At 57.6% G+C, this 20,061-nt stretch carries 20 protein-coding genes and 1 tRNA gene; 13 read left to right on the top strand and 8 right to left on the bottom strand.

Annotated features, from left to right (window positions below; translation table 11 throughout):
* Nucleotides 1-266: 266 nt before the first annotated feature.
* Entirely contained in the window at nt 267-1,220 is a 954-nt protein-coding gene (locus JIF53_RS18255) for a hypothetical protein (RefSeq protein ID WP_228285629.1), read from the top strand.
* Nucleotides 1,221-1,328: 108 nt separating this feature from the next.
* Here JIF53_RS18255 and JIF53_RS18250 read toward each other — a convergent pair.
* From JIF53_RS18250 to JIF53_RS18225, 6 genes are all read right to left on the bottom strand, one after another.
* Nucleotides 1,329-1,405, bottom strand: a tRNA-Val gene (locus tag JIF53_RS18250).
* A 43-nt stretch (nt 1,406-1,448) separates the two neighbouring features.
* Complete coding sequence (locus JIF53_RS18245; protein ID WP_199453892.1) at nt 1,449-2,408, bottom strand: DMT family transporter; 960 nt, start codon at nt 2,406-2,408, stop codon at nt 1,449-1,451.
* Between the two features lie 116 nt (nt 2,409-2,524).
* On the bottom strand, nt 2,525-3,613 hold the full coding sequence (locus tag JIF53_RS18240) for a hypothetical protein (RefSeq protein WP_199453890.1): 1,089 nt from the start codon (nt 3,611-3,613) through the stop codon (nt 2,525-2,527).
* A gap of 40 nt (nt 3,614-3,653) precedes the next feature.
* Nucleotides 3,654-4,718: a hypothetical protein gene (locus tag JIF53_RS18235; RefSeq protein ID WP_153739984.1), complete on the bottom strand. Its 1,065-nt coding sequence runs from the start codon at nt 4,716-4,718 to the stop codon at nt 3,654-3,656.
* Nucleotides 4,719-4,847: 129 nt separating this feature from the next.
* Nucleotides 4,848-5,450, bottom strand: a complete 603-nt coding sequence (locus JIF53_RS18230; protein WP_199453889.1) for a YceI family protein — start codon at nt 5,448-5,450, stop codon at nt 4,848-4,850.
* Nucleotides 5,431-6,186, bottom strand: a complete 756-nt coding sequence (locus JIF53_RS18225; RefSeq protein WP_153739982.1) for a CDP-alcohol phosphatidyltransferase family protein — start codon at nt 6,184-6,186, stop codon at nt 5,431-5,433. The genes JIF53_RS18230 and JIF53_RS18225 overlap by 20 nt, the downstream gene beginning before the upstream one ends.
* 111 nt (nt 6,187-6,297) lie before the next feature.
* Here JIF53_RS18225 and JIF53_RS18220 point away from each other — a divergent pair, with 111 nt between their 5' ends.
* Genes JIF53_RS18220 through JIF53_RS18205 form a run of 4 tightly spaced genes read left to right on the top strand, consistent with a single transcriptional unit; the run spans nt 6,298 to nt 10,549 of the window.
* Nucleotides 6,298-7,278, top strand: coding sequence for a zinc-dependent alcohol dehydrogenase (locus JIF53_RS18220; RefSeq protein ID WP_206769659.1), 981 nt, complete (start codon nt 6,298-6,300; stop codon nt 7,276-7,278).
* A gap of 13 nt (nt 7,279-7,291) precedes the next feature.
* Nucleotides 7,292-7,690, top strand: a complete 399-nt coding sequence (locus tag JIF53_RS18215) for a 6-pyruvoyl trahydropterin synthase family protein (protein WP_153739981.1) — start codon at nt 7,292-7,294, stop codon at nt 7,688-7,690.
* Nucleotides 7,677-9,596 (top strand): glycosyltransferase family 4 protein, encoded by a 1,920-nt coding sequence (locus JIF53_RS18210; protein ID WP_199453887.1) that lies wholly within the window; start codon nt 7,677-7,679, stop codon nt 9,594-9,596. The genes JIF53_RS18215 and JIF53_RS18210 overlap by 14 nt, the downstream gene beginning before the upstream one ends.
* On the top strand, nt 9,578-10,549 hold the full coding sequence (locus JIF53_RS18205) for a lysylphosphatidylglycerol synthase transmembrane domain-containing protein (RefSeq protein WP_228285628.1): 972 nt from the start codon (nt 9,578-9,580) through the stop codon (nt 10,547-10,549). The genes JIF53_RS18210 and JIF53_RS18205 overlap by 19 nt, the downstream gene beginning before the upstream one ends.
* Here the strand turns inward: JIF53_RS18205 and JIF53_RS18200 are convergent, their stop codons facing one another.
* Nucleotides 10,550-11,416, bottom strand: a complete 867-nt coding sequence (locus JIF53_RS18200; RefSeq protein WP_153739979.1) for a RibD family protein — start codon at nt 11,414-11,416, stop codon at nt 10,550-10,552. It lies immediately after the preceding gene.
* Between the two features lie 119 nt (nt 11,417-11,535).
* Between JIF53_RS18200 and JIF53_RS18195 the strand changes: the two genes are divergently transcribed.
* The gene (locus JIF53_RS18195) at nt 11,536-11,952 is read left to right on the top strand and encodes a helix-turn-helix domain-containing protein (RefSeq protein ID WP_011785156.1); all 417 of its coding nucleotides are present in this window, start codon (nt 11,536-11,538) and stop codon (nt 11,950-11,952) included.
* Nucleotides 11,953-11,968: 16 nt separating this feature from the next.
* Here JIF53_RS18195 and galU read toward each other — a convergent pair whose 3' ends face one another.
* Nucleotides 11,969-12,805, bottom strand: coding sequence for a UTP--glucose-1-phosphate uridylyltransferase GalU (gene galU, locus JIF53_RS18190; protein ID WP_011785155.1), 837 nt, complete (start codon nt 12,803-12,805; stop codon nt 11,969-11,971).
* 319 nt (nt 12,806-13,124) lie between these two features.
* Between galU and JIF53_RS18185 the strand changes: the two genes are divergently transcribed.
* The 7 genes from JIF53_RS18185 to prpB all read left to right on the top strand — a co-directional run bounded on the left by JIF53_RS18185 (nt 13,125) and on the right by prpB (nt 20,037).
* Nucleotides 13,125-14,330: a ShlB/FhaC/HecB family hemolysin secretion/activation protein gene (locus JIF53_RS18185; RefSeq protein ID WP_199453885.1), complete on the top strand. Its 1,206-nt coding sequence runs from the start codon at nt 13,125-13,127 to the stop codon at nt 14,328-14,330.
* 120 nt (nt 14,331-14,450) lie between these two features.
* On the top strand, nt 14,451-15,989 hold the full coding sequence (locus tag JIF53_RS18180; protein WP_183578639.1) for a glucan biosynthesis protein G: 1,539 nt from the start codon (nt 14,451-14,453) through the stop codon (nt 15,987-15,989).
* A gap of 14 nt (nt 15,990-16,003) precedes the next feature.
* On the top strand, nt 16,004-16,261 hold the full coding sequence (locus tag JIF53_RS18175) for a hypothetical protein (protein ID WP_022991112.1): 258 nt from the start codon (nt 16,004-16,006) through the stop codon (nt 16,259-16,261).
* Entirely contained in the window at nt 16,254-16,847 is a 594-nt protein-coding gene (locus JIF53_RS19550) for a hypothetical protein (RefSeq protein ID WP_228285627.1), read from the top strand. Before JIF53_RS18175 ends, JIF53_RS19550 begins: the two co-directional genes overlap by 8 nt.
* A 9-nt stretch (nt 16,848-16,856) precedes the next feature.
* The gene (mdoH, locus tag JIF53_RS18170) at nt 16,857-18,359 is read left to right on the top strand and encodes a glucans biosynthesis glucosyltransferase MdoH (RefSeq protein ID WP_228285626.1); all 1,503 of its coding nucleotides are present in this window, start codon (nt 16,857-16,859) and stop codon (nt 18,357-18,359) included.
* Between the two features lie 92 nt (nt 18,360-18,451).
* Nucleotides 18,452-19,132 carry a GntR family transcriptional regulator gene (locus tag JIF53_RS18165; protein ID WP_022991114.1) on the top strand — a complete coding sequence of 227 codons (681 nt, stop codon included), beginning with the start codon at nt 18,452-18,454 and terminating at the stop codon, nt 19,130-19,132.
* A 17-nt stretch (nt 19,133-19,149) separates the two neighbouring features.
* Nucleotides 19,150-20,037: a methylisocitrate lyase gene (gene prpB, locus JIF53_RS18160; protein WP_023010395.1), complete on the top strand. Its 888-nt coding sequence runs from the start codon at nt 19,150-19,152 to the stop codon at nt 20,035-20,037.
* Nucleotides 20,038-20,061 lie beyond the last annotated feature (24 nt).

Genomic DNA, 20,061 nt, shown 5'->3' with positions numbered 1-20,061 from the left:
AGATCATGAACCAGTCCACGACTTTAGCGTTTAACCTCCCGTGAACCTTTCGCGACCTAACGATATGTCGCATGATTAGACATCACTGCCAGGATATGGACTAGACGACACCGGATGTCGCCGCTCCGAGTGCGCAATTCCTGCAAGAGTTATCCCGTCTTTTTCATCAATGCCGCAACCAGAAGCGCACAGAGTGTGTCGCCTCGGGAATGGCAGTGATCGCGCCTGAAGAATAAGCCTGAAATCATAAGAAAAAAGGAAAGAACATGATCCAGTTAAGCCGTATTGGATGGGGGCCTGTGCTGCCCATGGTGCTTCTTTTATCTGCCTGTGGTGGCGGAAGCGGGGGTGGGGGGAATGATTCTCCCGAGGAGCAAACTGGGCCGCAGTTGAGCTACGACAACAAGAACTTTGCCCAAAAATCAGTATCGATAACCAGAGATAGCGGTGCTGAAGGCTTGATACGCCTCCGTGACGATCTTGCGTTGGGGTGGTCAATTATTGATGAGTACACGTCGGCTATTCAAGATATGTCGGTCCTGGAGCAGGGCACTTACCCATGTGCGGGTGGTGGTAACCTGGAAATCCGCTGGACAGAGACTGAGAACTCCCTGGAGGAGACCACCCGATTCTACAGATGCGTACTGGATACCCCGACCCATGGCCCTGTTATGATCAGTGGCAGCACCATCTACGAAAGCGTCCTGATCGCCGAATCGGAAACCGCTGCCAGTTGGAAGAGTTCTTACACGGACGATCTGTCCGGAACAATCCAGCGCACGGGTGAGTCGCTTCGTTTCAGTGGCGCACTTCGTATGAGCGATTATCTGAATGAGAATGGTGGAGTCACGAGCTGGCGCTACGTTCGGGATATCAAACGATACGAGATGATGCTGGGTAATCGCTACGTCGCCATTGCCGACGCTCAGAACCGGGATTCGGGAACGGATGCAGACTCGGAGTATTCGGTTCGCGCCACCATTGTCGGCTCGGCGATTGGTGGTTACATGAAGCTGGAGACCCCGGATCCGGTGGAGTTTTCCTCCAACCTGGAGTGCCCGGTGTCCGGAATCGTAAAACTGTCCAGCAACGGTGAGGCCGAGGTTCGCTTTGGTAGCAGCGCAGGCGGTACCGCCAAGGCAGTTGCGGTCTGGGTTGATGGTGCCGTTGTCGAGAGTTATGACGATTGCAGTGAAATAGGTGTGGTTCTGTACTTCTGACCGGAGGAGGGCAGGCTTCTCTGGTCTGCCCTCTACGACTGCTAACAGCAAATGCGAGGCACAAAAAAAGCCGCCCAGCAAAGCTGTAAGCGACTTTCTCTGCAGGATTGGTAGGACCACGCGGATTCGAACCGCGGACCTCTACCATGTCAAGGTAGCGCTCTAACCAACTGAGCTATGGTCCTGTCCTGCAACGGGGTGGAAATATACGGATTTCGGGTGCCCTGGTCAACCTCTTTGCGGGGGATTTTTCGCTTTCATCAGGGCCTTGATGGCGCGGCTCAGGGCGTTCCAGCGATTGACCAGAAGCGCGGCAAAAATCAGCGCGCAGCCGGCTATTTGCAGCAGGGTCATGGTCTCGCCGAACCAGGCAACCGCGAAGACAGCAACCCACACCGGTTCCAGTACCAGTATCACGACGCCATGGCTGTTCACCGACAGGCTCTGGGCATAGGTCTGCAACAGGAAACGTCCCGCCGTGGCAATCAAGGCACTGGCCAGTACCCAGACATAGAGCATGGGTTCGGGGTTGGTCAGGGTGTGAGTCCAACGCTCACTGATTGATGACTCCGCCAACGTCACAGTCCCCACGGTGAGCAGGGCGATGGCGGTCAGGGGCAGTGCCGGCACTTTCTTTTTCTCCACCGTTTTGCCTCGCTTGTCGACCACGATGCGTTGGTTGGCGGCGCGGGTATTGAGGGTGAAGTAAAGGGCAAAGATAGTGGCAGCGAGTACGAAATAGAGCTGGCCTGGATCCGGTCTGAAACCGTTTTCGAGGGACAAAAGCGCCAGACCTGCCACCGCAATCGGTATCGCCAGCCAGGTGCTCAGGGGCTGCTGTTCGCCAAATACTGTGCGGGCAATGATCGGGACAATCACCACGCCCAGGCTGGTCAGAAACGCGCCTTCGCCCATGCTTTCAGTGTGGTACAGCCCCATGATCCAGCAGGTCATGGCAATGCCGAACACAAAGCCCACACCCAGGCTTCGGAGTATCTGGTCCCGGGTAAGCCTCAACAGTGAGGGCAGGGCCAGCAGGGCGAGAAAGGAGCCTGCAATCAGAAAGCGAGCCGCCATGAACATCAGCGGCGGCATCATCAATACCGCCTCTTTCGACAGCATCCAGCCGATCGCCGCCAAGAGGGTAACGAGTACCAGGTAAAGATCGGATTTGTGGGCGTCAGACATGATTGAACCGGCATCAATAAAAATCAGAGGGCTCAATCTATAGTTTGCGAATTAAAAAAGATAGCAGCGAAAACCGAGGGAGGGGCTCATCCCTGAGCCGTTGCAACAACGATCGATCAGTTGTTGAGTGTGGTGTAGACAAGATTGGACAGGCTGGTCTGGCTGGAGTTCGGCACTTCAATGTACTGGTCGCCAGAGCCCCAGAACTGCCACCACGCACGCTGATTGTAGGTGCGGCTGGCAAAGTCCACACGCAGGCCGTTCAGGGTGGTGTTGTTCACCACGGGGACAGCGGTGTTGCCGGTCTGGGTATTGATCACGTCGCCATGGTTTGCGCCCTCGCTCATTAGCACCGGGTAGTGGTTGTAATACAACCCGGACGGGCCGTTCTGTCCGCTGACTTTACCGGCCAGGCTGATGCTGTTGGAGCAGGAATCAATACCGCTGGCACTGGTTGCTCCGCAGGCTGAATGGGTGGGAACAACGCCATCGTCGGTGCCATCAATAAAGGGTTTGGTGATACCTCCGTAGGATGAGCCACCGCCAACGAACCGCAGGCGCGGAATGCTGTTGGGGCTGACGGCCAGGTTGCGGGCAACGTTGGTCTGCAAGTCGTTGACCACACCCAGATTATCCGGCTCCGGGTCAATGCCGGTAAAGGCTTTGACCGCCTGTTTCACCGGCCAGTTGTACCAGCTGTCGTTGTAGGCAATGCTCACGGCCAGGTCGGCCAGTTCCGTGCCACCACCGGCACCGGCCATGTCCAGTACTGCCAGGATTTTCAGCGGTTGCAGGCCTTCCGATTGCAGCCAGCGCGCCTGGTTTTCCAGCAGATGGCGGGTTACCAGATCGCCGGTGGAGTGGGTAACAACAACGCAGTAGTCATTACACAGCCCTTGCTGACTGATCTGCCGCAGTTGCTGAAAAGCCTGCTGGGCGATCTGGCCTTCTACCCGGCCATTGCTGGCCCAGTCGATACGGGCTTCGGCCCGGTTCAGCCAGTATTCCCGCCAGTTATCTTCGCCGGCCTGCTGGACTTCCTGGAAGTTGGCCGGTGGATTGGACAGATCATCCATCATGAAGCCGTGAACCAGGATCACATTGTGGCCGGCCAACTGCGCACTTGCGCCAGTGGCAAACAGGCCGCCAGCCAGCGCTGTCGCGAGGGCGGTTTTCTTCAGGCATCCTCTTCTTTTCATTGTCATTGGTTGCTCCGTTTCTTTCCGATTTATTGTTGTGGTGTTATCAGAACTTGTCCGCCAGCTGCCGGAGCAGGGCGGCCCGTTGCTCTGATTCGGGATTCATCGCCGGCTGGTCTCGGAGGCCGTCCAGATCCGGCGGTGAAAATTCATAGCCTTCCTCGGGGCCGAAGGCGTAATCGGTGCGGTCGCCCGGTGTGGCGGGTAACCGGCGTATCTGCAAATGCCTGAGTTGCAGGGGGCCCTGAATGTCGCGATTGGCTAACACGCTGCCATGGGCTTTCAGGCGAATGACGGCCGAGCTGCTGCCCAGAGACGTTTCCTGTTGCAATTGGGCCAGCGGGATTTCGCCGCTGTAGAGCTGTGCAGAGAGGGCGTAATAGCCAGATTGCTCCGGGTCGAAGCGCACGGGGATGACCAGGTCGTTCCCAGATACATAGGCAGTCTCCAGACCCTCGAAGCTGCCCAGATCGGGTTCGATGGTCAGTGAAGACACATGTCGAACGGGCTTGCCGTCTACCCGGGCTTCCACAATCAACCGGTACTCGCCGGGAGTATGATCAGAACTGACGGTGCCCTGGTAATAACCGGGGTCTGCATTCTCCAGCTCGGCAGAGGCTACCCGGTCCCGCTCTACGGCGGTCTCCAGGGTGGCGGACAGAGACTGGCCGAACACCTGGCGACCTTTCAGGGACGCTACCACCAGAATCGGCTCACCCTGGCTGAAGCGGAATTTGTCCAGCGTCACTACAAATCTGCCATCGCCCTCCAGCGGAAGCACGACCGGGTGGTAGCGGTTACCCTGGTAAGCCTCTGCCTGAGCTTTGGTCAGCGGCACCGAATAGTCCGGGTACCGAATGGTCTGTTGGTATTCGTCTGCGACACTTGCCAGCATGAACCCCAATGCGTTATCGGAGGGTGGTTTGGAAACAGGCGCGGCAGGTTTGGCCTCGGCGGCCGACTCCTGACTGGAAACCGTTTCCGGAACGGAAGTGGTGGTGTCTTGCTGAAGGCCCCGGAAGCTGCCCTCGTTCTCGGCAGAGAGCAGCCACACGGTGCCGGCCACACCGGCGGTGATGGCCAGGGTTAGGCTTAATGCCCGGTACGGCATTGTCAGACCCCGTTATTGTTATTGAAGGCTTGGTTAACTTTTAACCATAGGATCGGATTGTCTTAAACGGCAAAAAATTAGGCCGGAATAGCAGAGGTTTTGTGTCGTTTTGCGAGACGGTTCTCAAACTCAGAACCAGCCACTGTCTTTGATGGCCTCAAAGCCGAAGCGCAGCCGCACCTCATCTCCCACCAGTCCGTTTTCCAGGCCGTAGGTCATGCCCCAATCGCTGCGGTTGATGACAGCCTCTGCGCTGATGCCCAGGGTGTAGTCCTCATGACCGATGGGATACTCCGCCGCTTTGTTGAGGGTAACGTTCACGTCGACCGGCCGGGTCTGCCCCAGCAAGGTCAGGTCACCGGTCACTATGCCGGTATTGTCCCCGGTTTTTTCAAAGTCACTCACTACGAAGGTAATGTCCGGGTGTTTGCTGGCGTCCAGAAAATCGGGCTTGCGGAGGTGGTCGTCCCGTTTATCGTGGTTGGTAAAGACACTGCTGGCTTTGAAAACCAGCTTCCCGGAATTCAGTTCTCCGGTTTCTTCGTTGTATTCAAACTGACCTTCAATATCCCGGAACATGCCCATCACCGGGGCGTAGCCGATGTGCATGATTTCAAAGCTCATGGAGAAGTGCTCTTCGTCCACTTCGAACTTCGCCGGCTCTGCATAGACACTCGTAGCCATCGTCAGCAGAATCGAGGTTGCCAGTGCTTCAGGAAATGACAGTTTCATGATTTTGTCTCCTTTGGAAGAGCCAGCGCACGTCCAGAAAAAAGGACCAGGCAAGTAATACCAGAGCGAGCCCGAGTGTTACGCTGGCAAACAGTGCAGGGGTAATGGGAACAACAGCTACCATCAGAGTGACCACCTGCCAGACACAGATGGTCTTCCGTCGGAAGCTGTCTGGCAGCGGGTTATTCAGCCAGGGCAACGGCCAACCGGCCAATATGAACAGATAGCGCATCAGACCCAGGGCAAGTACCCAGCTACCGGCTTTCTCCAGAGCCAGTGTGGCAACGCACAGCCCGAGGATAAAGAGCGCGTCCAGCTCCATATCGAAACGGGCACCGAAGGCGCTATGGCTTCCTGTTGCCCGGGCGATTTTTCCGTCGACACCGTCCAACAACAGGGCGATCAGGCTGATAACCGCATAACTCCAGAGCGCGGGTGAAGTTGCTGAAGATGAGTGGTCGCCGAGGAACGGAGCCCAGCCAACCAGCGCCAGCACCAGAACCGAGCGCAGCAGCGTGGCGCGGTTGGCCCAGCCGAAGTCGGCCCTCCACCGCCAGTGCCGGAGGATAAGGACACTTTGCCCGAGATAGAACGCAAAGGTGATTAGCCAGAAGCCGGTTGGCAGACCAAAGGCTTTGGCCAGAAAAAACGAAACGCCAGCCAGGCCCAGCATTCCCAGGATCAGATCACTGATGGGGCTGAAACTTCCTTTCATTGAGGTGCTGGTGGAATCCATACGCCATTGCGTCCGTATAGCCTGTGAGTGGCGTTCGCAAGCTCCCATTCTACGACTATAGTTTGGAGAGACTGCTTTTGCGTACGCGGCCATTCATAAAATGGACTATTCATGGACGTTGAGAACAACACTGCCTTTTGGATTACCGGGTATCAGGAGGCCAGGTTAGGGCCAGTGCCCGAGCCGACATTTCCCGCTTCTGAAACACCGTATGTGATCGTTCGTTCCCGCTATTCCGGCATCAGCCGGGGGACGGAATCCCTCGTCTACAACAACCAGGTTCCTGAAAACGAATATCAGCGAATGCGGGCACCGTTTCAGGAAGGTGACTTTCCGTTCCCGGTGAAATACGGCTATGCCAGTGTAGGAGAGGTTGTGGACGGGCCGGAAGCCCTGCTGGGGCAGAACGTATTTTGCCTCCACCCTCACCAGCAGCGATACGCGGTGCCCGCATCCGCAGTTCTGCCTTTGCCAGCCCAGGTTCCAGCTGAGAGAGCAGTGCTGGCAGCCAATATGGAGACCGCCATCAACGGCGTCTGGGACGGGCAGCCTGCCATTGGTGACAGAGTCGCGGTGATCGGCCTGGGCGTAGTGGGCTTGTTGGTGGCCTGGCTGGTCAATCGCATTCCCGGCGTGGAATTGATTGCGGTTGATACCAATGAAGGGCGAAGATCGGTGGCTCAAGCACTTGGCGTACCGTTCACAACCGAGCCGGACATCCAGGACTGTGACCTGGTTTTTCATGCCTCAGGGCACCCCTCGGGATTGGCCAAAGCCTTGGCGCTGGCGGGGTCGGATGCCCGTGTGGTTGAATTGAGCTGGTATGGCGACACGCCTGTGTCCGTGCCGCTGGGCCACGCGTTTCACCCGAACCGGCTGACTCTGAAATCAAGCCAGGTGGGGCAGCTATCGCCGGAGCGGAGGCCGCGCTGGAACCATCGCCGCCGCCTGAAGCTGGCGCTTTCCCTGCTGTCAGAGCCGGTTCTGGATGCGCTGATCAGTGGAGAGTCGAGCTTTGACCAGCTTCCGCAAGTCGCCAGAGATATCCTGATGCCGGGCGCCGATGCGCTTTGCCACCGAATCGTTTACTAACCAGGGAGAGACCATGTTCAGCCTGACCGTTCGTGATCACATGATGATCGCCCACAGCTTTAACGGTGAGATTTTCGGGCCTGCCCAGGGCGTTCACGGGGCAACCTATGTGGTAGATGTTACTTTCGAGCGCCACGTACTCGACAACAACGACCTGATTGTCGACATCGGGCAGGCTTCGGTGTTGCTCAAGGACGTGTTGTCGGAATTCAACATGAAGAACCTGGATGATATTCCCCAGTTTGCGGGACGAAACACCACCACGGAGTTCATGGCCAAGGTGGTGTTCGACCGCATGGCGGCGGCCATTCACGTCGGGCGCCTGGGCGAGGATGGCAAGGGCGTGGTCAGCCTGAAAGTGACCCTCAGCGAGTCGCATATCGCGTGGGCCAGCTACCATGCCGGCATCTGAACTCTGGTTCGTGGTGCCGGGAGACCCTGGCCAGAACACCGGCGGTTACCGTTATGTTCGGCGCCTGGTTTCGGCGTTGGCCAAGGCGGGCATTCCGGTACAGTTAACCGGCCTGGAAGGGACGTTTCCCCAACCGGATGACATTGCCCGGCAGTCGCTGGATCGGTTCCTTGCGGGCTTGCCAGACGGAACCCGGGTCGTGCTGGATGGCCTGGCCATGGGCGGCCTGCCTGAGGTTTTACAGCGACACCAGAGGCGCCTGAACCTGATGGCGCTGGTGCATCACCCGCTGGCGGATGAGAACGGCCTGAGCGAGCAGGAGCAGGCCTGGTTCAAGCACTCGGAAACGACGGCATTGGCCTGTGTTGGCGCCGTATTCACCACCAGCTATTACACCGCGGAACGGCTGCTGGCATTCGGAGTGACGCCGGCGCGAGTGACCACCGCCTTGCCCGCCGTCGACGACGCTTTTTTTCAGCAAGCGCCCCTGATTAACCGGCGTGATGCCACCAGGGCGATTCATCTGTTGTGTGTGGGTCATCTGTCACCCCGAAAAGCGCAGCATCAGCTGATTCAGGCGCTTGCTCAACTCACGCAACTGAACTGGCGCCTGACACTGGTTGGCAGTGCGGAGCGAGCCACGGATTATGCCTCGGGTGTTCGTGCCCTGGTCCGAGAATCCGGTCTGGAAAGCCGTGTTGAGTTTGCTGGCGAGTTGGAAGAAGCAGATGTGCTGACGGCTTATCAGCAAGCCGATCTGTTTGTGTTTCCCTCGCTTTACGAAGGCTATGGCATGGTCATCGATGAAGCTCTCGCAGCCGGGCTGCCCGTGTTGAGTTCCAACGGCGGCGCGCTGGTTTCGACTGGCGCCAAACCAGGCGTTGCGTTGTATGAAGCGGGCAATGTAGCGGCTCTGGCCACCAAATTGACCCGGCTGCTTGCCGAACCGGACGCCCTTGAGACACTGGTCGCGGGCGCCATGCAGGCCCGGTGCGAGATCCGTCGCTGGTCTGAAACCGCGCAAGATTTCCTTTCCGGCCTGGAAAAGGGCAGGCCGCGTAACCCGGTTCAATTTGCCGCGGATTGGCTGGAAGCAAGGGAGCCCGCCGATCACCGGGCCCGTGATGCGGGGCTGACGGCCCGGCTCGCCGAATGGCTTACGGAACGATACGACTGCCGGGCGTCGGGTAGTGAACCGGGGGCGCCTCTCCATCTTGTGGATCTCGGTACCGGTCGAGGCTCCAATCCCGTCTACCTTTGCCCGAGATTGCCCGTACCCCAACGGTGGACGCTGATCGAGCCGGACGAAACGTTGGCCGGGATAGCCCGCAAGCGCGTTGAACAGAAGGATGCACCAGCTGCGCTCGAGCTGACTGCCTTAACGGAGGATACCCTGGACACGGCCTTGCCGGCGGACGCCGACCTGGTAACGGCCTCGGCCTTGATCGACCTGGTTTCCGAACCCTGGTTAAGCGCCTTGGCTGCAGCGGTGGCCAAACGTCAGGCGGCGTTGTTGGTCGTCATCAGTTACAGCGGCCATTTCAGCCTGGAGCCTGCCCATCCCTTCGATGACGAACTGCGCGCTCTGGTCAACGCTCATCAACACCGGGAGAAGGGCAGCGGTGCCGCGCTCGGCCTGGACGCCACGGCCTGTTTGAGTCGTTTAATGTCCGGCAAGGGCTATGAGATCCAGACGGCAGATAGCCCTTGGGTATTGACGGGTGAACAGGCAAACCTCGCCGCCATGTTGCTTGAGGGCTGGGCTGAGGCGGCCACGGAACAGCAGCCGGAACAGGCGAACGCCATCCAAACCTGGCTTGAAACCCGTCGGCAACAACTGGATGCCGACGCCCTCGCCATTACCGTGAGCCATACGGATCTGCTGGCATGGCCGAAGCAGACCTGAACCCGGAGAGGCCGGTCCACGGCTTTGGGCGAGGGGTGTTCCGCTGGTGCGTCACCTTGCTGCTTCTGGGGATTGTTTTTGTTTTCGTCGACATCGATAGGCTCGCCCAGAGACTGGCGATGGTTCCGCCAACGATCATCCTTGCGGTATTGGTGGTTTCGCTGATTCAGATCGCACTGTCGGCCTGGCGCTGGCGGTATACCGCGAACCGGCTCGGTGTAGCCATGGGTTTTGGCTTTGCCTTTCGGGAGTATTACCTGGCCGGGTTTCTGAATCAGGTGCTTCCCGGGGGCGTGATGGGGGACGTAAATCGAGCCTGGCGCCACAGCCGTTCGGCGAAGCGTTTGCAGCAACTGGCGATTGTCCATGCGGTTGTGCTGGAGCGCCTGTCAGGCCAGTTGGTGCTGGTACCGGTTGCACTGATTGCGGTGTCCGGGCTTTGGTGGACCGGGCAGTTAAATAGCCAGTTCGGTGACGCAGGCGTATCCCTGAAGCTGGGCTATTGGCTGATTCTGCCCGCGTTGGCCGTACTCGGGGTTTTGCTGGTCTCTATGACGGGGTTCGGGGCCCGGTTCAGGCGTTATGTCCGACGATTAAGCGGGGATGTGCGTCGGGCTTTTCTGGGGTGGCGGAATGCCCTGGTGCAGGTTGGTACCTCGGTTCTGGTTTTCCTGACCTATATGGCGGTGTTCGTGTTGATGGCCACGGGCATGGGCTTACTTGCCGACGGCACACCCTGGCTGGTGCTGGTAGCCCTGTGCCCGCTACTGTTACTGGCCATGGTGGTGCCGGTAACGGTGTCTGGTTGGGGCGTCAGAGAGGGCGTGGCGGCTATTCTATGGCCATTGGTAGGGCTGCCGGCAGAGCAGGGCGTGGCGCTGAGTGTTGGTTATGGTGCGGCGGTGTTTCTGGTGAGTTTGCCGGGCGCGCTGGCGCTGCTTGTCCGCCGGTAATCAGGGTTTGGCGGTGTCGAACGCCAGATCAAAGAGCATGTCGCTACCAAGATTCACCAGCTGGGCTTTGGGGCGAAGCGCCTCATCCAGCTGATCAATCTCCGGCAGGGAGAACGCTGGCCGGCCGCTGCCGATGATCATGGGGGCAACCATCACATGTAAGCGGTCCAGTAATCCCGCCTTCAGGAAAGACGAGACGGTAACGCCTCCGCCCTCGATAAAAATCTTGCGAAGTCCAAAATCCTGTAACACCTGCAGGATACGTTCGGGAGAAGCAGGGGGTTCGTTTTCTGCGGAGCCCAGGCAAGGCACTGTTGTAACCCCGGTCGGATCCAGCGTTTTGGGGCCTGGCTGATAATCGCCGGCAATCAGGTGCAGGGTAGGAGCATCGCCGTCGGTGAACAGGTGGTGGCTGGCAGGCACCCGCTGCCGGCGGTCGATCACGACGCGCACCGGGTTGCGGCCAGAGGTTCGGCGCACGGTCAGGCGCGGATTGTCGGTGCTGGCCGTTCCAGCGCCGACCACCACGGCGTCACACAGGGCGCGGATTCGGTGCAGGTGGGTAATGCCGTCGTCACCATTGATAAACCGGGAGCAGCCGGTGACCGTGGCGATCCGTCCATCCAGGCTCTGGCCAAGTTGGCCGATCACCCGGCTGTTATTGGTGACGGGCTGGCACAGGGGCAGGAACAACGACAACAGGTTCCTCGCCTGTTCGGATGCCGGCTGAACGAGTTCCCAGCTTTTGCCGTTGATCTTCACCGCGGGTTGATCAGAACCGGGCACGGGCAGGGTGATATTGCTCCGGTTGATCGCGCTGAGTACCAGATCCCAGGCGTTATCGGTGTCCAGTGCGTCATTTGCCATGTGGTACCTGCTCGTTCGTTGTTCGTTTCAGTATAGGCAGATTGTGTCCAAAGCTATATGTACGATACATTTCCGGTTTGATTCACTTTTTTCGGCCAACTTTTCAGGGGCACGGAGCCATGCGGTACCTGCAATCTTTTAACCGTCGTCTGCGTCGTATTCGGGAGCAGGGCCAGTTGTCCCTGGGGGATGTGGCCGAAATGTGTGGCGTGGACGAGGCCCGTGTCCGAAGCTGGGAGGCGACGGACGCACGCCAGAGAGGGTACCCCGGGGTTAGTGAATTGCTGGATTTTTGCCTGAAAACCGAAACACCGCTGGAACGTCTACTGGATATGGACGATGACGGTGAAGATGGGCAACTGGAACTGCCGGGGCTGGCGTTCAGCAACAGTGATGATCTGTCAGTGGCGCTGAAAGAGCTTGAGCAGGAGATCAATCGAATCCAGCTCAGTGATGACGAAACCGAGCTGTTGCGCCGGTTCCGCAAGGCAAGTGCAGATAACCGGCGCATGGTGTTGCAGCTATTGGGGCGCTAAAGGGCCCGGGTCGCCTCTATTTTCCCTTCTTGTAGATGTTCTCGTAAACGAAGTTGGTGGCCTCCACGAAACCGTCAATGCTGCCGCAGTCAAAACGCTGACCTTTAAACTGGTAGGCCAGCACGCAACCATTCTTCGCCTGCTCCAGCAGGGCATCGGTAATCTGAACCTCACCATTCTTGCCCGGCGGTGTGCGCTCGATAATGTCGAAAATGTCCGGGGTAAGAATGTAGCGGCCGATAATCGCCAGGTTGCTGGGCGCGTCTTCCGGTGCCGGTTTCTCGACCATGTCGGTAATGCGGTAGAGGCCATCCTTCATGGATTCGCCCGCAATCACACCATATTTATGGGTTTCGTCTTCCGGTACTTCTTCAATGGCCACAATGGAGCAGCGGAACTGGTTATACAGCTTGACCATCTGGGTCAGAACGCCGTCACCATCTTCCGGGCCCACGCAGAAGTCATCTGCCAGCACGACCGCAAACGGGTTGTCGCCCACCAGGTTGCGGCCAGTCAGGATGGCGTGGCCCAGCCCCTTCATTTCATTCTGACGGGTAAAGGCAAAAGAGTTGTTGTTGATCAGATCCCGGATGGAGGTTAGCAGGCCTTCCTTGCCGGTACCGGCAATCTGGTGCTCGAGCTCGTAACTGATATCAAAATGATCTTCGATGGCGCGTTTGCCGCGGCCGGTGACAAAGCCGAATTCATGAATGCCGGCATCTGCGGCTTCCTCCACCCCGTACTGCACCAGTGGCTTGTTAACGATCGGCAGAATTTCCTTAGGCATGGCCTTGGTGGCCGGAAGGAAACGGGTGCCGTATCCGGCAACCGGGAAGAGGCACTTTTTGATCATGATTGTTCGTCCTTAATCAGGTGGTTTACCGCTTTGTTTACCCACAAAGCGTGCCAAGTGTAACCAAGTTGTATGCTGAGTTGGAGGGTTTCATTTCCGAGTGTTGATTTCTGGTAATTCTGTCGACTGGTTCCGATCTGTCCGGGGTGACTGAAATGCCTAGAAAATTGTTTCACTCCCGCTTTTAACTACATGATTTTACGTAACATTAAATTTGTAAATTTATGATGATAATGGTGGCCTGAGAGCGGCCTATCTTTTAAAGTTGCACCGAATTAATGGGTTTACATGAAATTGACATTGCTTCGGGTTTTCCAGAGTGCCGCCATTGATCTTCAAACTGCCTGTTCGTCACTTCTCATTGTCTGCACTGTTTTTGTGCGCGACAGCGAGCTGGTGTCTGCCAGCCTACGGTTCAGAGACGGCGCTCGATGGTGATACCCCGGAAACCAGCCGGCAGGCGTTGCTTCCCGAGAACAGTCTGAAGCTGACCCGTGAACACTGGCTGCGCTCCAAGATGAAGTTTTCCGGGCGCACCAACCGGGACACCGATCATCGGGATGGGGCGCTGAACGTGGGCCTGAATGGTCTTTTCTGGGCGAATCATCGTGCCGGCGTCCGCTACAGTGACGCCAAGACCTATCGGGTGGGCAATGAGCGCCGAGTACTCGGCTTCAGTTATGGCCTTCCGGTAGGGCGTAACCATCTGGATATTGAACTCCGGAATACCGCTTATGAAGAGGTGTCCAGGGCAGACGGTTCCCGTTTTCAGAAAGAAGGACGCACCCGGGATCTCACTATCACCGGCAGGCGGGCCCTGTTCTCTACGTTCGGCTATCAGTTCCTCGGCCGTGCCGGATACTCTTCCGTAAACCAGTACTGGACCCGAAGAACGGATGAAGTGCATCGTTCCAGTTACCAGTTATCGACCCTGGGGTTCGAGGCTAACGGACATCACAATCTGTACGGTGGTTTCGACCTGAGCAGCGGAATTCGTGCGGTCACGGGTATTGAGGCCGAGATAGAGCGTGCAACCGATTCGGAACAGGGACGGCGTGAAGAGCAGTTTGGGCGCATGGTTCTCAGTGCATCGCTTGACCGAGAGTTACTGGCCTGGCAATGGGGGCTGGACGGGGAATACCAGTTGGCGTCTGCCGATATTCCGGGTTCTCAGCACCTGAGGGTCGCCGGGTCTGGACTGGTGGCGGGTTTCAACGGCCAGTCACTTAGCGTAGCCGAAGGTGGGTGGCTGCGCCTGGGTAGCCGTAGCCCGGAATTCGATATTCCGTTCTTTCCCAGGCTGTCGTCCAGTGTCCGCCTTTCTGTTCTGCGCGGCTGGATTCCCGATGAGTCATTTCAGCAGCATCAGGCGGGGCATGTTACGTCGGGAGAGGTCTCATGGGGGCTATCTGCGCGGCAGTTCAGCGCCGATGTCAGCCTGGGGCGGGTGCTGAACACAACCACAGATGCCATAGCCGTACCTGATCAACCGGATGTCCGCTTTACCATGAGCTTGCAGATCTGAAGCAACTCTGCCTCACGTTGTTTCATTTGATTTCGATTCGCTTACGAACTTGTCACTTGTAGCAGCCCTCGGGCGCGGTGCTACATTGAATGGACAAACCGTGAACCGAGGAAGGAAACGATGCACGCAGGGAAAGTAGGTCTGGTGGTTCTGGGATTGTTCTTGTTTGCTCCCCTTTATGCCCAGGCGTTCCAGTTTCAGGATGTTGTGGAAAAAGCGAAATCGAAGGCGAGTGTGGCGTACGAGCCGGTCCCTGGAATTCCCGACTTCATGGCAGGCCTGAGCTACGACGAATACCAGTCTATCCGCTTTGATCCTTCAAAAAGCCTCTGGCGAGAAGGGGATTCCCGTTTCCAGGTAATGCTCATTCCCGCTGGTAAATTTTACACCCGTCCAGTAAGCATCCACGTAGTGGACAGCGAGGGCGTCCATCCACTGTCGTTCGATAAGAGTCTGTTCAATGTCGACGACGAGGCGCTCAGAAAACGGGTGCCGGCCGATCTCGGGTACGCCGGGCTCAAGTTGACGTTCCCTTTTGATGGTCCCGACGTAGCCAATCAGTTCCTGGTGTTCGCGGGCGCAAGCTATTTTCGCGGCGTCAGTAAGGAAACCTCTTTCGGGCTGTCTGCGCGGGGTATCGCTGTAGACACGGGTTTGCCGACCGGTGAGGAGTTTCCTGATTTCACGGAGTTCTGGTTGGAGCGCCCCGCTCCCGACAGCGACCATGTTCGTGTCTACGCATTGTTGGATGGTCCAAGCCTGACCGGGGCCTATGAGTTCACGGTCTACCCCGGGGAGCAGACCCGGGTAGATGTGAAAGCCCGCCTGTTTATGCGGGAAGATATCGAGTTACTGGGGCTCGCACCACTCACTTCGATGTTCTATTACGGGGAACATACTCCCAGGCCGCTTGGTGAGTGGCGCCCCCAGGTGCACGATTCAGACGGATTGTTAATCCATGATGATGCAACCGGCGAGTGGCTATGGCGCCCGCTGATGAACCCGGATCGACTTGCCGCAAGTTTCCACAGTGTCCGTCGTGTCGGCGGCTTTGGTCTGATTCAGCGTGATCGGGAGTTTCGTCACTACGAAGATCTGGAAGCCCGCTATGAGCGAAGGCCCAGCGCCTGGGTGAGCGCCGAGGGGGACTGGGGGAAAGGAAATGTGGTTCTGGTGGAGATACCTACGGACGACGAAACCAATGACAACATAGTCGCTTTCTGGAGTCCGGGAGGTGAAGTGTCCGCAGGCACGTCGCGGGATCTGAACTACTCGATTCAGTTCGGCGGTCCCGGCGTGGCGCCACATCCCGGCGGCAAGGTGGTAAACACCTTCGTCGGCTCAGGGGATCGCATAGGCGGCGGTGACCAGGCCGGTGCCTATCGGATCCTGGTGGATTTTGCCGGCGGTCCCTTGTCGGAGCTCAACGCGGAGTCTCCCGTAGTCAGCAAGGTGACCGGGGGCGAGGGTGTTGAGGTGCTTGAACACTTTGTGGAGTGGGTAGCGCCAGAGAATCATTGGCGATTGTCGATCCTGGCCAAGCCCGCGCCGGATCAGATACTTCAGCTGCGGGGTTTTCTGATGGTGGATGATGAGGTCGCCACGGAGACGTGGAGCTATTCCTTGCCGCCCGGGACAGGCCTGCGGGCAGAACCCTGATCCTGGAGGATCGTATGGACGCGCAAACCTCTTACCAGTTGCTGGGAAAGCTGTTGGTGTACCTTGAATTGAGTGGCGCCAGTAACGACCGTAAAACGTTCAATGGCGCACTGGCCTTACTCGCGGACGGCGTTGCCGGAAACGAACACAGCGTTCGGTTTGAGGACCTTTTGGCCCGCATTCCTGACTACTTCGAGTTGGATGAGCCAAGTCTTCCGCCGGTAGCTCCGCCGATTCGCCGCAGCAGTATCGGGTATTTCACCGATGACTGAGTCAGCGACTGCGTCCCGCTCCTGGCACCTGCAGGCGACGATCCGACGCCTGGTGCTGACTGCGTTTGTGGCTGGACAGACGGGGCTGGCGTCCTGGTTTCTGCTCCAGGTGCTGCCTTATCACGGGGGCAACGTGGTGGAGTGGCTGATTGTTGCTGTTTTCGCGGTGCTTTACCTTTGGATTGCCTTTGGCTTCTGGATCGCAGTATACGGCTTCCTGCTGCGTTTACTGGGCGGAGATCGGGCATCGTTACTGAAGCGCCATACGCCGAATGAGCTGGCGGCAACGCCGCTGTCGAAAACCGCAATTGTCATGCCTTTGTATCACGAGCCGGTAAGCTGGACGCTGAAGGGGCTCAAAGCCATTTACCTCGATCTGGCGCGATCAGGCCGCCTGGATGATTTTGATTTTTATATTCTCTCAGACAGTCAGGATCCTGATGTCTGGCTGCAAGAGCAGCAGGTCTGGTTGAAACTGGTGGAAGAGCTCGGCGCTCAGGGTCGGCTCTTCTATCGCCGGCGTCGGGTTAATCTCAACTACAAAAGCGGCAACGTGGCTGATTTCTTGAGGCGCTGGGGAAGTTAGTATCAGTATATGGTCGTTCTGGACGCCGATAGCCTCCTCGCCGGTGACACTATTCGGACCATGGTGCAGGTGATGAACCGGGAACCGCAGGTTGGTATCCTTCAGACTGCTCCTACCATTATTAACGCTCGCTCCGCGTTTGCTCGTATCCAACAGTTTGCCAATCGGCTTTACTCGCCGCTTTTCGCCACGGGCCTGGCTGCCATCCAGATGGGGGATGCTGCATTCTGGGGCCACAACGCTGTGATACGCGTTGCTCCATTTATGGCGCATTGTGGTTTGCCAAAGCTCAAAGGCGCTGGTATCTGGCAAGGGCCGATCATGAGCCATGATTTCGTAGAGGCGGCGTTTCTGGGGAGAGCAGGGTATGAAGTCTGGCTGGAACCGGCTTTGGGGGCCAGTTATGAAGAATCTCCGCCCACGCTTGATGACGAACTTGCCCGAGATCAGCGCTGGTCGAAAGGAAACCTGCAGCACGCAGCGCTGATGCTATTCTCGCCTCGATTGCGCCTGGCACATCGTTTTGCCTTTTTGAATGGCATTATGGCGTACGCATCGTCACCGTTATGGTTGTTGTTCCTGGTCCTGACAACGATTGCTGCTGTGCAACTGACCATCGCGCCTATCGATTATTTTCCAGACGGGCGTGAGAGCCCCTTTCCTTTATGGCCAGAATGGCGGCCGACATGGGCCATCACCCTGGTCGTCAGCACCATGGCGCTATTGTTTTTGCCGAAGTTTCTGGCCATTGTTGACGTCGTCGTCCATCGGGCTCTGAGTGGATTTGGCGGCTTTTTCAGGTTGTTGTCCAGCGTGTTGCTCGAAATCGTCGTCTCAGTGTTGCTTGCCCCCATCCGGATGCTTGCCCACAGTCATTCCGTCGTTTCGGCCCTGTTAAACGTTCGGCTGAGTTGGGCAGGCCAGAATCGTACCGAGGAGACTGGTTGGCGGGAGGCTGCTATGCGACATCTGCCCGGACTTATCATCGGTAGCGCCTGGTCGGCCTTTGCCTGGACCCTGGACCCGATGTTCTTTTTATGGTCATTACCCGTGTCTGTCCCTCTGGCACTGGCAGCGCCAACAACGGTTTGGCTGAGCCGGTCAAGCAGCGGTGAGTCCCTGAGTCGCAGGGGCTTATTGTTAACACCTGAGGAGCGAACCCGTATGCCGTTGCTTGATGATGCAAGGGGTTTTCGAGAGGAAGCAGAGAGTGAGGTTGCTCTCACGCCGGTTGAGCAGGCGGTACTGATCCCTGCGGTCAATCGGCTGCACCGTCACCTTGCCGGGCGTGGCGCCAAGGGCCTGAAGAAAGAAGTCATTGAGGGAGAGCTCGATGCCTGCGTCAGCCGAGGCTACCGGGGAATCGAAAAGGGCCGGCTTTCGCTTTTGCTGGAAGACCCGCAGGCACTGACAGCCCTGCATCGGCGAGCCTGGAGTGCGCCTTCGGACTCATTCTGGGGGCAACGCGTTCGCAATCTCGTGCTGCACGCGCAAGGTTTGCAGGATCTGTAAACAATCATACTTAAGCCTAACTCACAATTGTTGACAATCAGGGAATGCAGGCGTAGTTTCACGCTAAATAACCTCTGGATTGTTAACAAAGCATGATTCAGGCACAGCTGCAAACCCAAACCCGCGCCGATGAGGCCTTTGATTGTCTGCAAACGGCGATTGTGAAGGGCGATCTGGCGCCGGGCGAAAAGATCGGCGAAGTCGAGCTCTGTTCCCGCTTTAACCTTACCCGAGGCCCGCTGCGTGAAGCGTTGGGCCGCCTTGAATCCCGTGGATTACTGGTCAGGCGCCCTCACGCTGGTGTGAAGGTGGTGTCCGTTAGTGCCGCAGAGCTTCTTGAGTTGTACCGAATTCGCGAAGTCATGGAGGGGCTGGCAGCCCGTCAGGCGGCCGAACGCATGCCCGATGAAGAAATCCGTGATCTCCTGGCCACGCTCGATAGTCATGAAAAAATGATTGAGGAAGCCCAGGGCCAGGCCTACTACCAGGCCGAGGGTGACTACGACTTCCACCACCGGATTGCCACCGGCAGTCGCAATACCAAGCTGGCCCAGATGCTTCTGGGTGATCTTTACTACATGGTGCGGATGTACCGTTACCGGTTAAGCACCTCGGCCGGGCGCCCCCATCTGGCGCTGGGTGAACACCGCCGTATCGTCGAGGCCATTGCCCAGCGCGATGGCGAACTCGCCGAATTCCTGATGAAACGACACATTAATGCCGCACGCCAGAACATCGAGAAGAAAATCGAAGAAGGCGTTCTCACCATCTGATAAGAGAGGAAAAACCCATGGCTAACAAACTCTCCCCGGGCGCCCGTTTTCGTAAAGCCCTGAAAGAAAACCAGCCACTGCAGATTGTTGGTACCATCAACGCCTACGCGGCCATGATGGCCGAGCGGGTAGGGCACCAGGCCATTTATCTGTCTGGTGGTGGTGTAGCGAACGCCTCCTATGGTTTGCCGGATCTGGGCATGACCACCATGAATGACGTGGTGGAAGACGTGCGCCGGATTACCGCCGCGGTTGATGTTCCGCTGCTGGTCGATATCGATACTGGCTGGGGCGGGGCGTTTAACATTGCCCGTACCATTCGGGAGATGGAGCGTGCCGGCGCCGCTGCCGTGCACATTGAAGACCAGGTCGCCCAGAAGCGCTGCGGCCACCGCCCGAACAAGGAAATCGTTTCCAAAGAGGAAATGGTAGACCGTATTAAAGCCGCAGCCGACGCTCGTGAAGACAAAGACTTCTTCATCATGGCCCGTACCGATGCGTTCCAGAAGGAAGGGCTGGAAGCGGCGATTGACCGTGCCAAAGCCTGTATCGAAGCCGGGGCCGACGGTATCTTCGCTGAAGCCGTGCACGAACTGAGTGACTACAAAGCCTTTGCCGAGGCGATCGATGCGCCGATTCTGGCCAACATCACCGAATTTGGCGCCACGCCGCTGTACAACCGGAAAGAACTGGCGGATGCCGGCGCGGCGATGGTGCTGTACCCGCTGAGCGCCTTCCGTGCCATGAACAAGGCAGCGTTGACGGTATACCAGAATATTCTGGAAAAAGGTGACCAGAAAGACGTGGTTGACCTGATGCAGACCCGTATGGAGCTGTACGATTTCCTCAACTACCACGATTTCGAGCAGAAGCTGGACCAGCTGTTCGCTCAGAAAAAAGACTGATTGCGTTAAACTGAACAAAATATA

Origin of the sequence: Marinobacter sp. bablab_jr008 (assembly GCF_016464145.1) — a bacterium.
Classification (GTDB): Bacteria; Pseudomonadota; Gammaproteobacteria; order Pseudomonadales; family Oleiphilaceae; genus Marinobacter; species Marinobacter nauticus.
This window is presented reverse-complemented; position numbering and strand designations above follow the sequence as displayed.

What these genes read in the sequence shown, in the direction of transcription:
- JIF53_RS18235 (WP_153739984.1), bottom strand. Translation starts at nt 4,718, where the DNA reads ATGCCGTACCGGGCATTAAGCCTAACCCTGGCCATCACCGCCGGTGTG.
- JIF53_RS18230 (WP_199453889.1), bottom strand. Translation starts at nt 5,450, where the DNA reads ATGAAACTGTCATTTCCTGAAGCACTGGCAACCTCGATTCTGCTGACG.
- JIF53_RS19550 (WP_228285627.1), top strand. Translation starts at nt 16,254, where the DNA reads ATGACTGAGTCAGCGACTGCGTCCCGCTCCTGGCACCTGCAGGCGACG.
- JIF53_RS18165 (WP_022991114.1), top strand. Translation starts at nt 18,452, where the DNA reads ATGATTCAGGCACAGCTGCAAACCCAAACCCGCGCCGATGAGGCCTTT.
- galU (WP_011785155.1), bottom strand. Translation starts at nt 12,805, where the DNA reads ATGATCAAAAAGTGCCTCTTCCCGGTTGCCGGATACGGCACCCGTTTC.
- JIF53_RS18255 (WP_228285629.1), top strand. Translation starts at nt 267, where the DNA reads ATGATCCAGTTAAGCCGTATTGGATGGGGGCCTGTGCTGCCCATGGTG.
- JIF53_RS18220 (WP_206769659.1), top strand. Translation starts at nt 6,298, where the DNA reads ATGGACGTTGAGAACAACACTGCCTTTTGGATTACCGGGTATCAGGAG.
- JIF53_RS18210 (WP_199453887.1), top strand. Translation starts at nt 7,677, where the DNA reads ATGCCGGCATCTGAACTCTGGTTCGTGGTGCCGGGAGACCCTGGCCAG.
- JIF53_RS18215 (WP_153739981.1), top strand. Translation starts at nt 7,292, where the DNA reads ATGTTCAGCCTGACCGTTCGTGATCACATGATGATCGCCCACAGCTTT.
- JIF53_RS18180 (WP_183578639.1), top strand. Translation starts at nt 14,451, where the DNA reads ATGCACGCAGGGAAAGTAGGTCTGGTGGTTCTGGGATTGTTCTTGTTT.
- JIF53_RS18205 (WP_228285628.1), top strand. Translation starts at nt 9,578, where the DNA reads ATGGCCGAAGCAGACCTGAACCCGGAGAGGCCGGTCCACGGCTTTGGG.
- JIF53_RS18175 (WP_022991112.1), top strand. Translation starts at nt 16,004, where the DNA reads ATGGACGCGCAAACCTCTTACCAGTTGCTGGGAAAGCTGTTGGTGTAC.
- JIF53_RS18225 (WP_153739982.1), bottom strand. Translation starts at nt 6,186, where the DNA reads ATGGATTCCACCAGCACCTCAATGAAAGGAAGTTTCAGCCCCATCAGT.
- mdoH (WP_228285626.1), top strand. Translation starts at nt 16,857, where the DNA reads ATGGTCGTTCTGGACGCCGATAGCCTCCTCGCCGGTGACACTATTCGG.
- JIF53_RS18245 (WP_199453892.1), bottom strand. Translation starts at nt 2,408, where the DNA reads ATGTCTGACGCCCACAAATCCGATCTTTACCTGGTACTCGTTACCCTC.
- JIF53_RS18200 (WP_153739979.1), bottom strand. Translation starts at nt 11,416, where the DNA reads ATGGCAAATGACGCACTGGACACCGATAACGCCTGGGATCTGGTACTC.
- JIF53_RS18240 (WP_199453890.1), bottom strand. Translation starts at nt 3,613, where the DNA reads ATGACAATGAAAAGAAGAGGATGCCTGAAGAAAACCGCCCTCGCGACA.
- prpB (WP_023010395.1), top strand. Translation starts at nt 19,150, where the DNA reads ATGGCTAACAAACTCTCCCCGGGCGCCCGTTTTCGTAAAGCCCTGAAA.
- JIF53_RS18195 (WP_011785156.1), top strand. Translation starts at nt 11,536, where the DNA reads ATGCGGTACCTGCAATCTTTTAACCGTCGTCTGCGTCGTATTCGGGAG.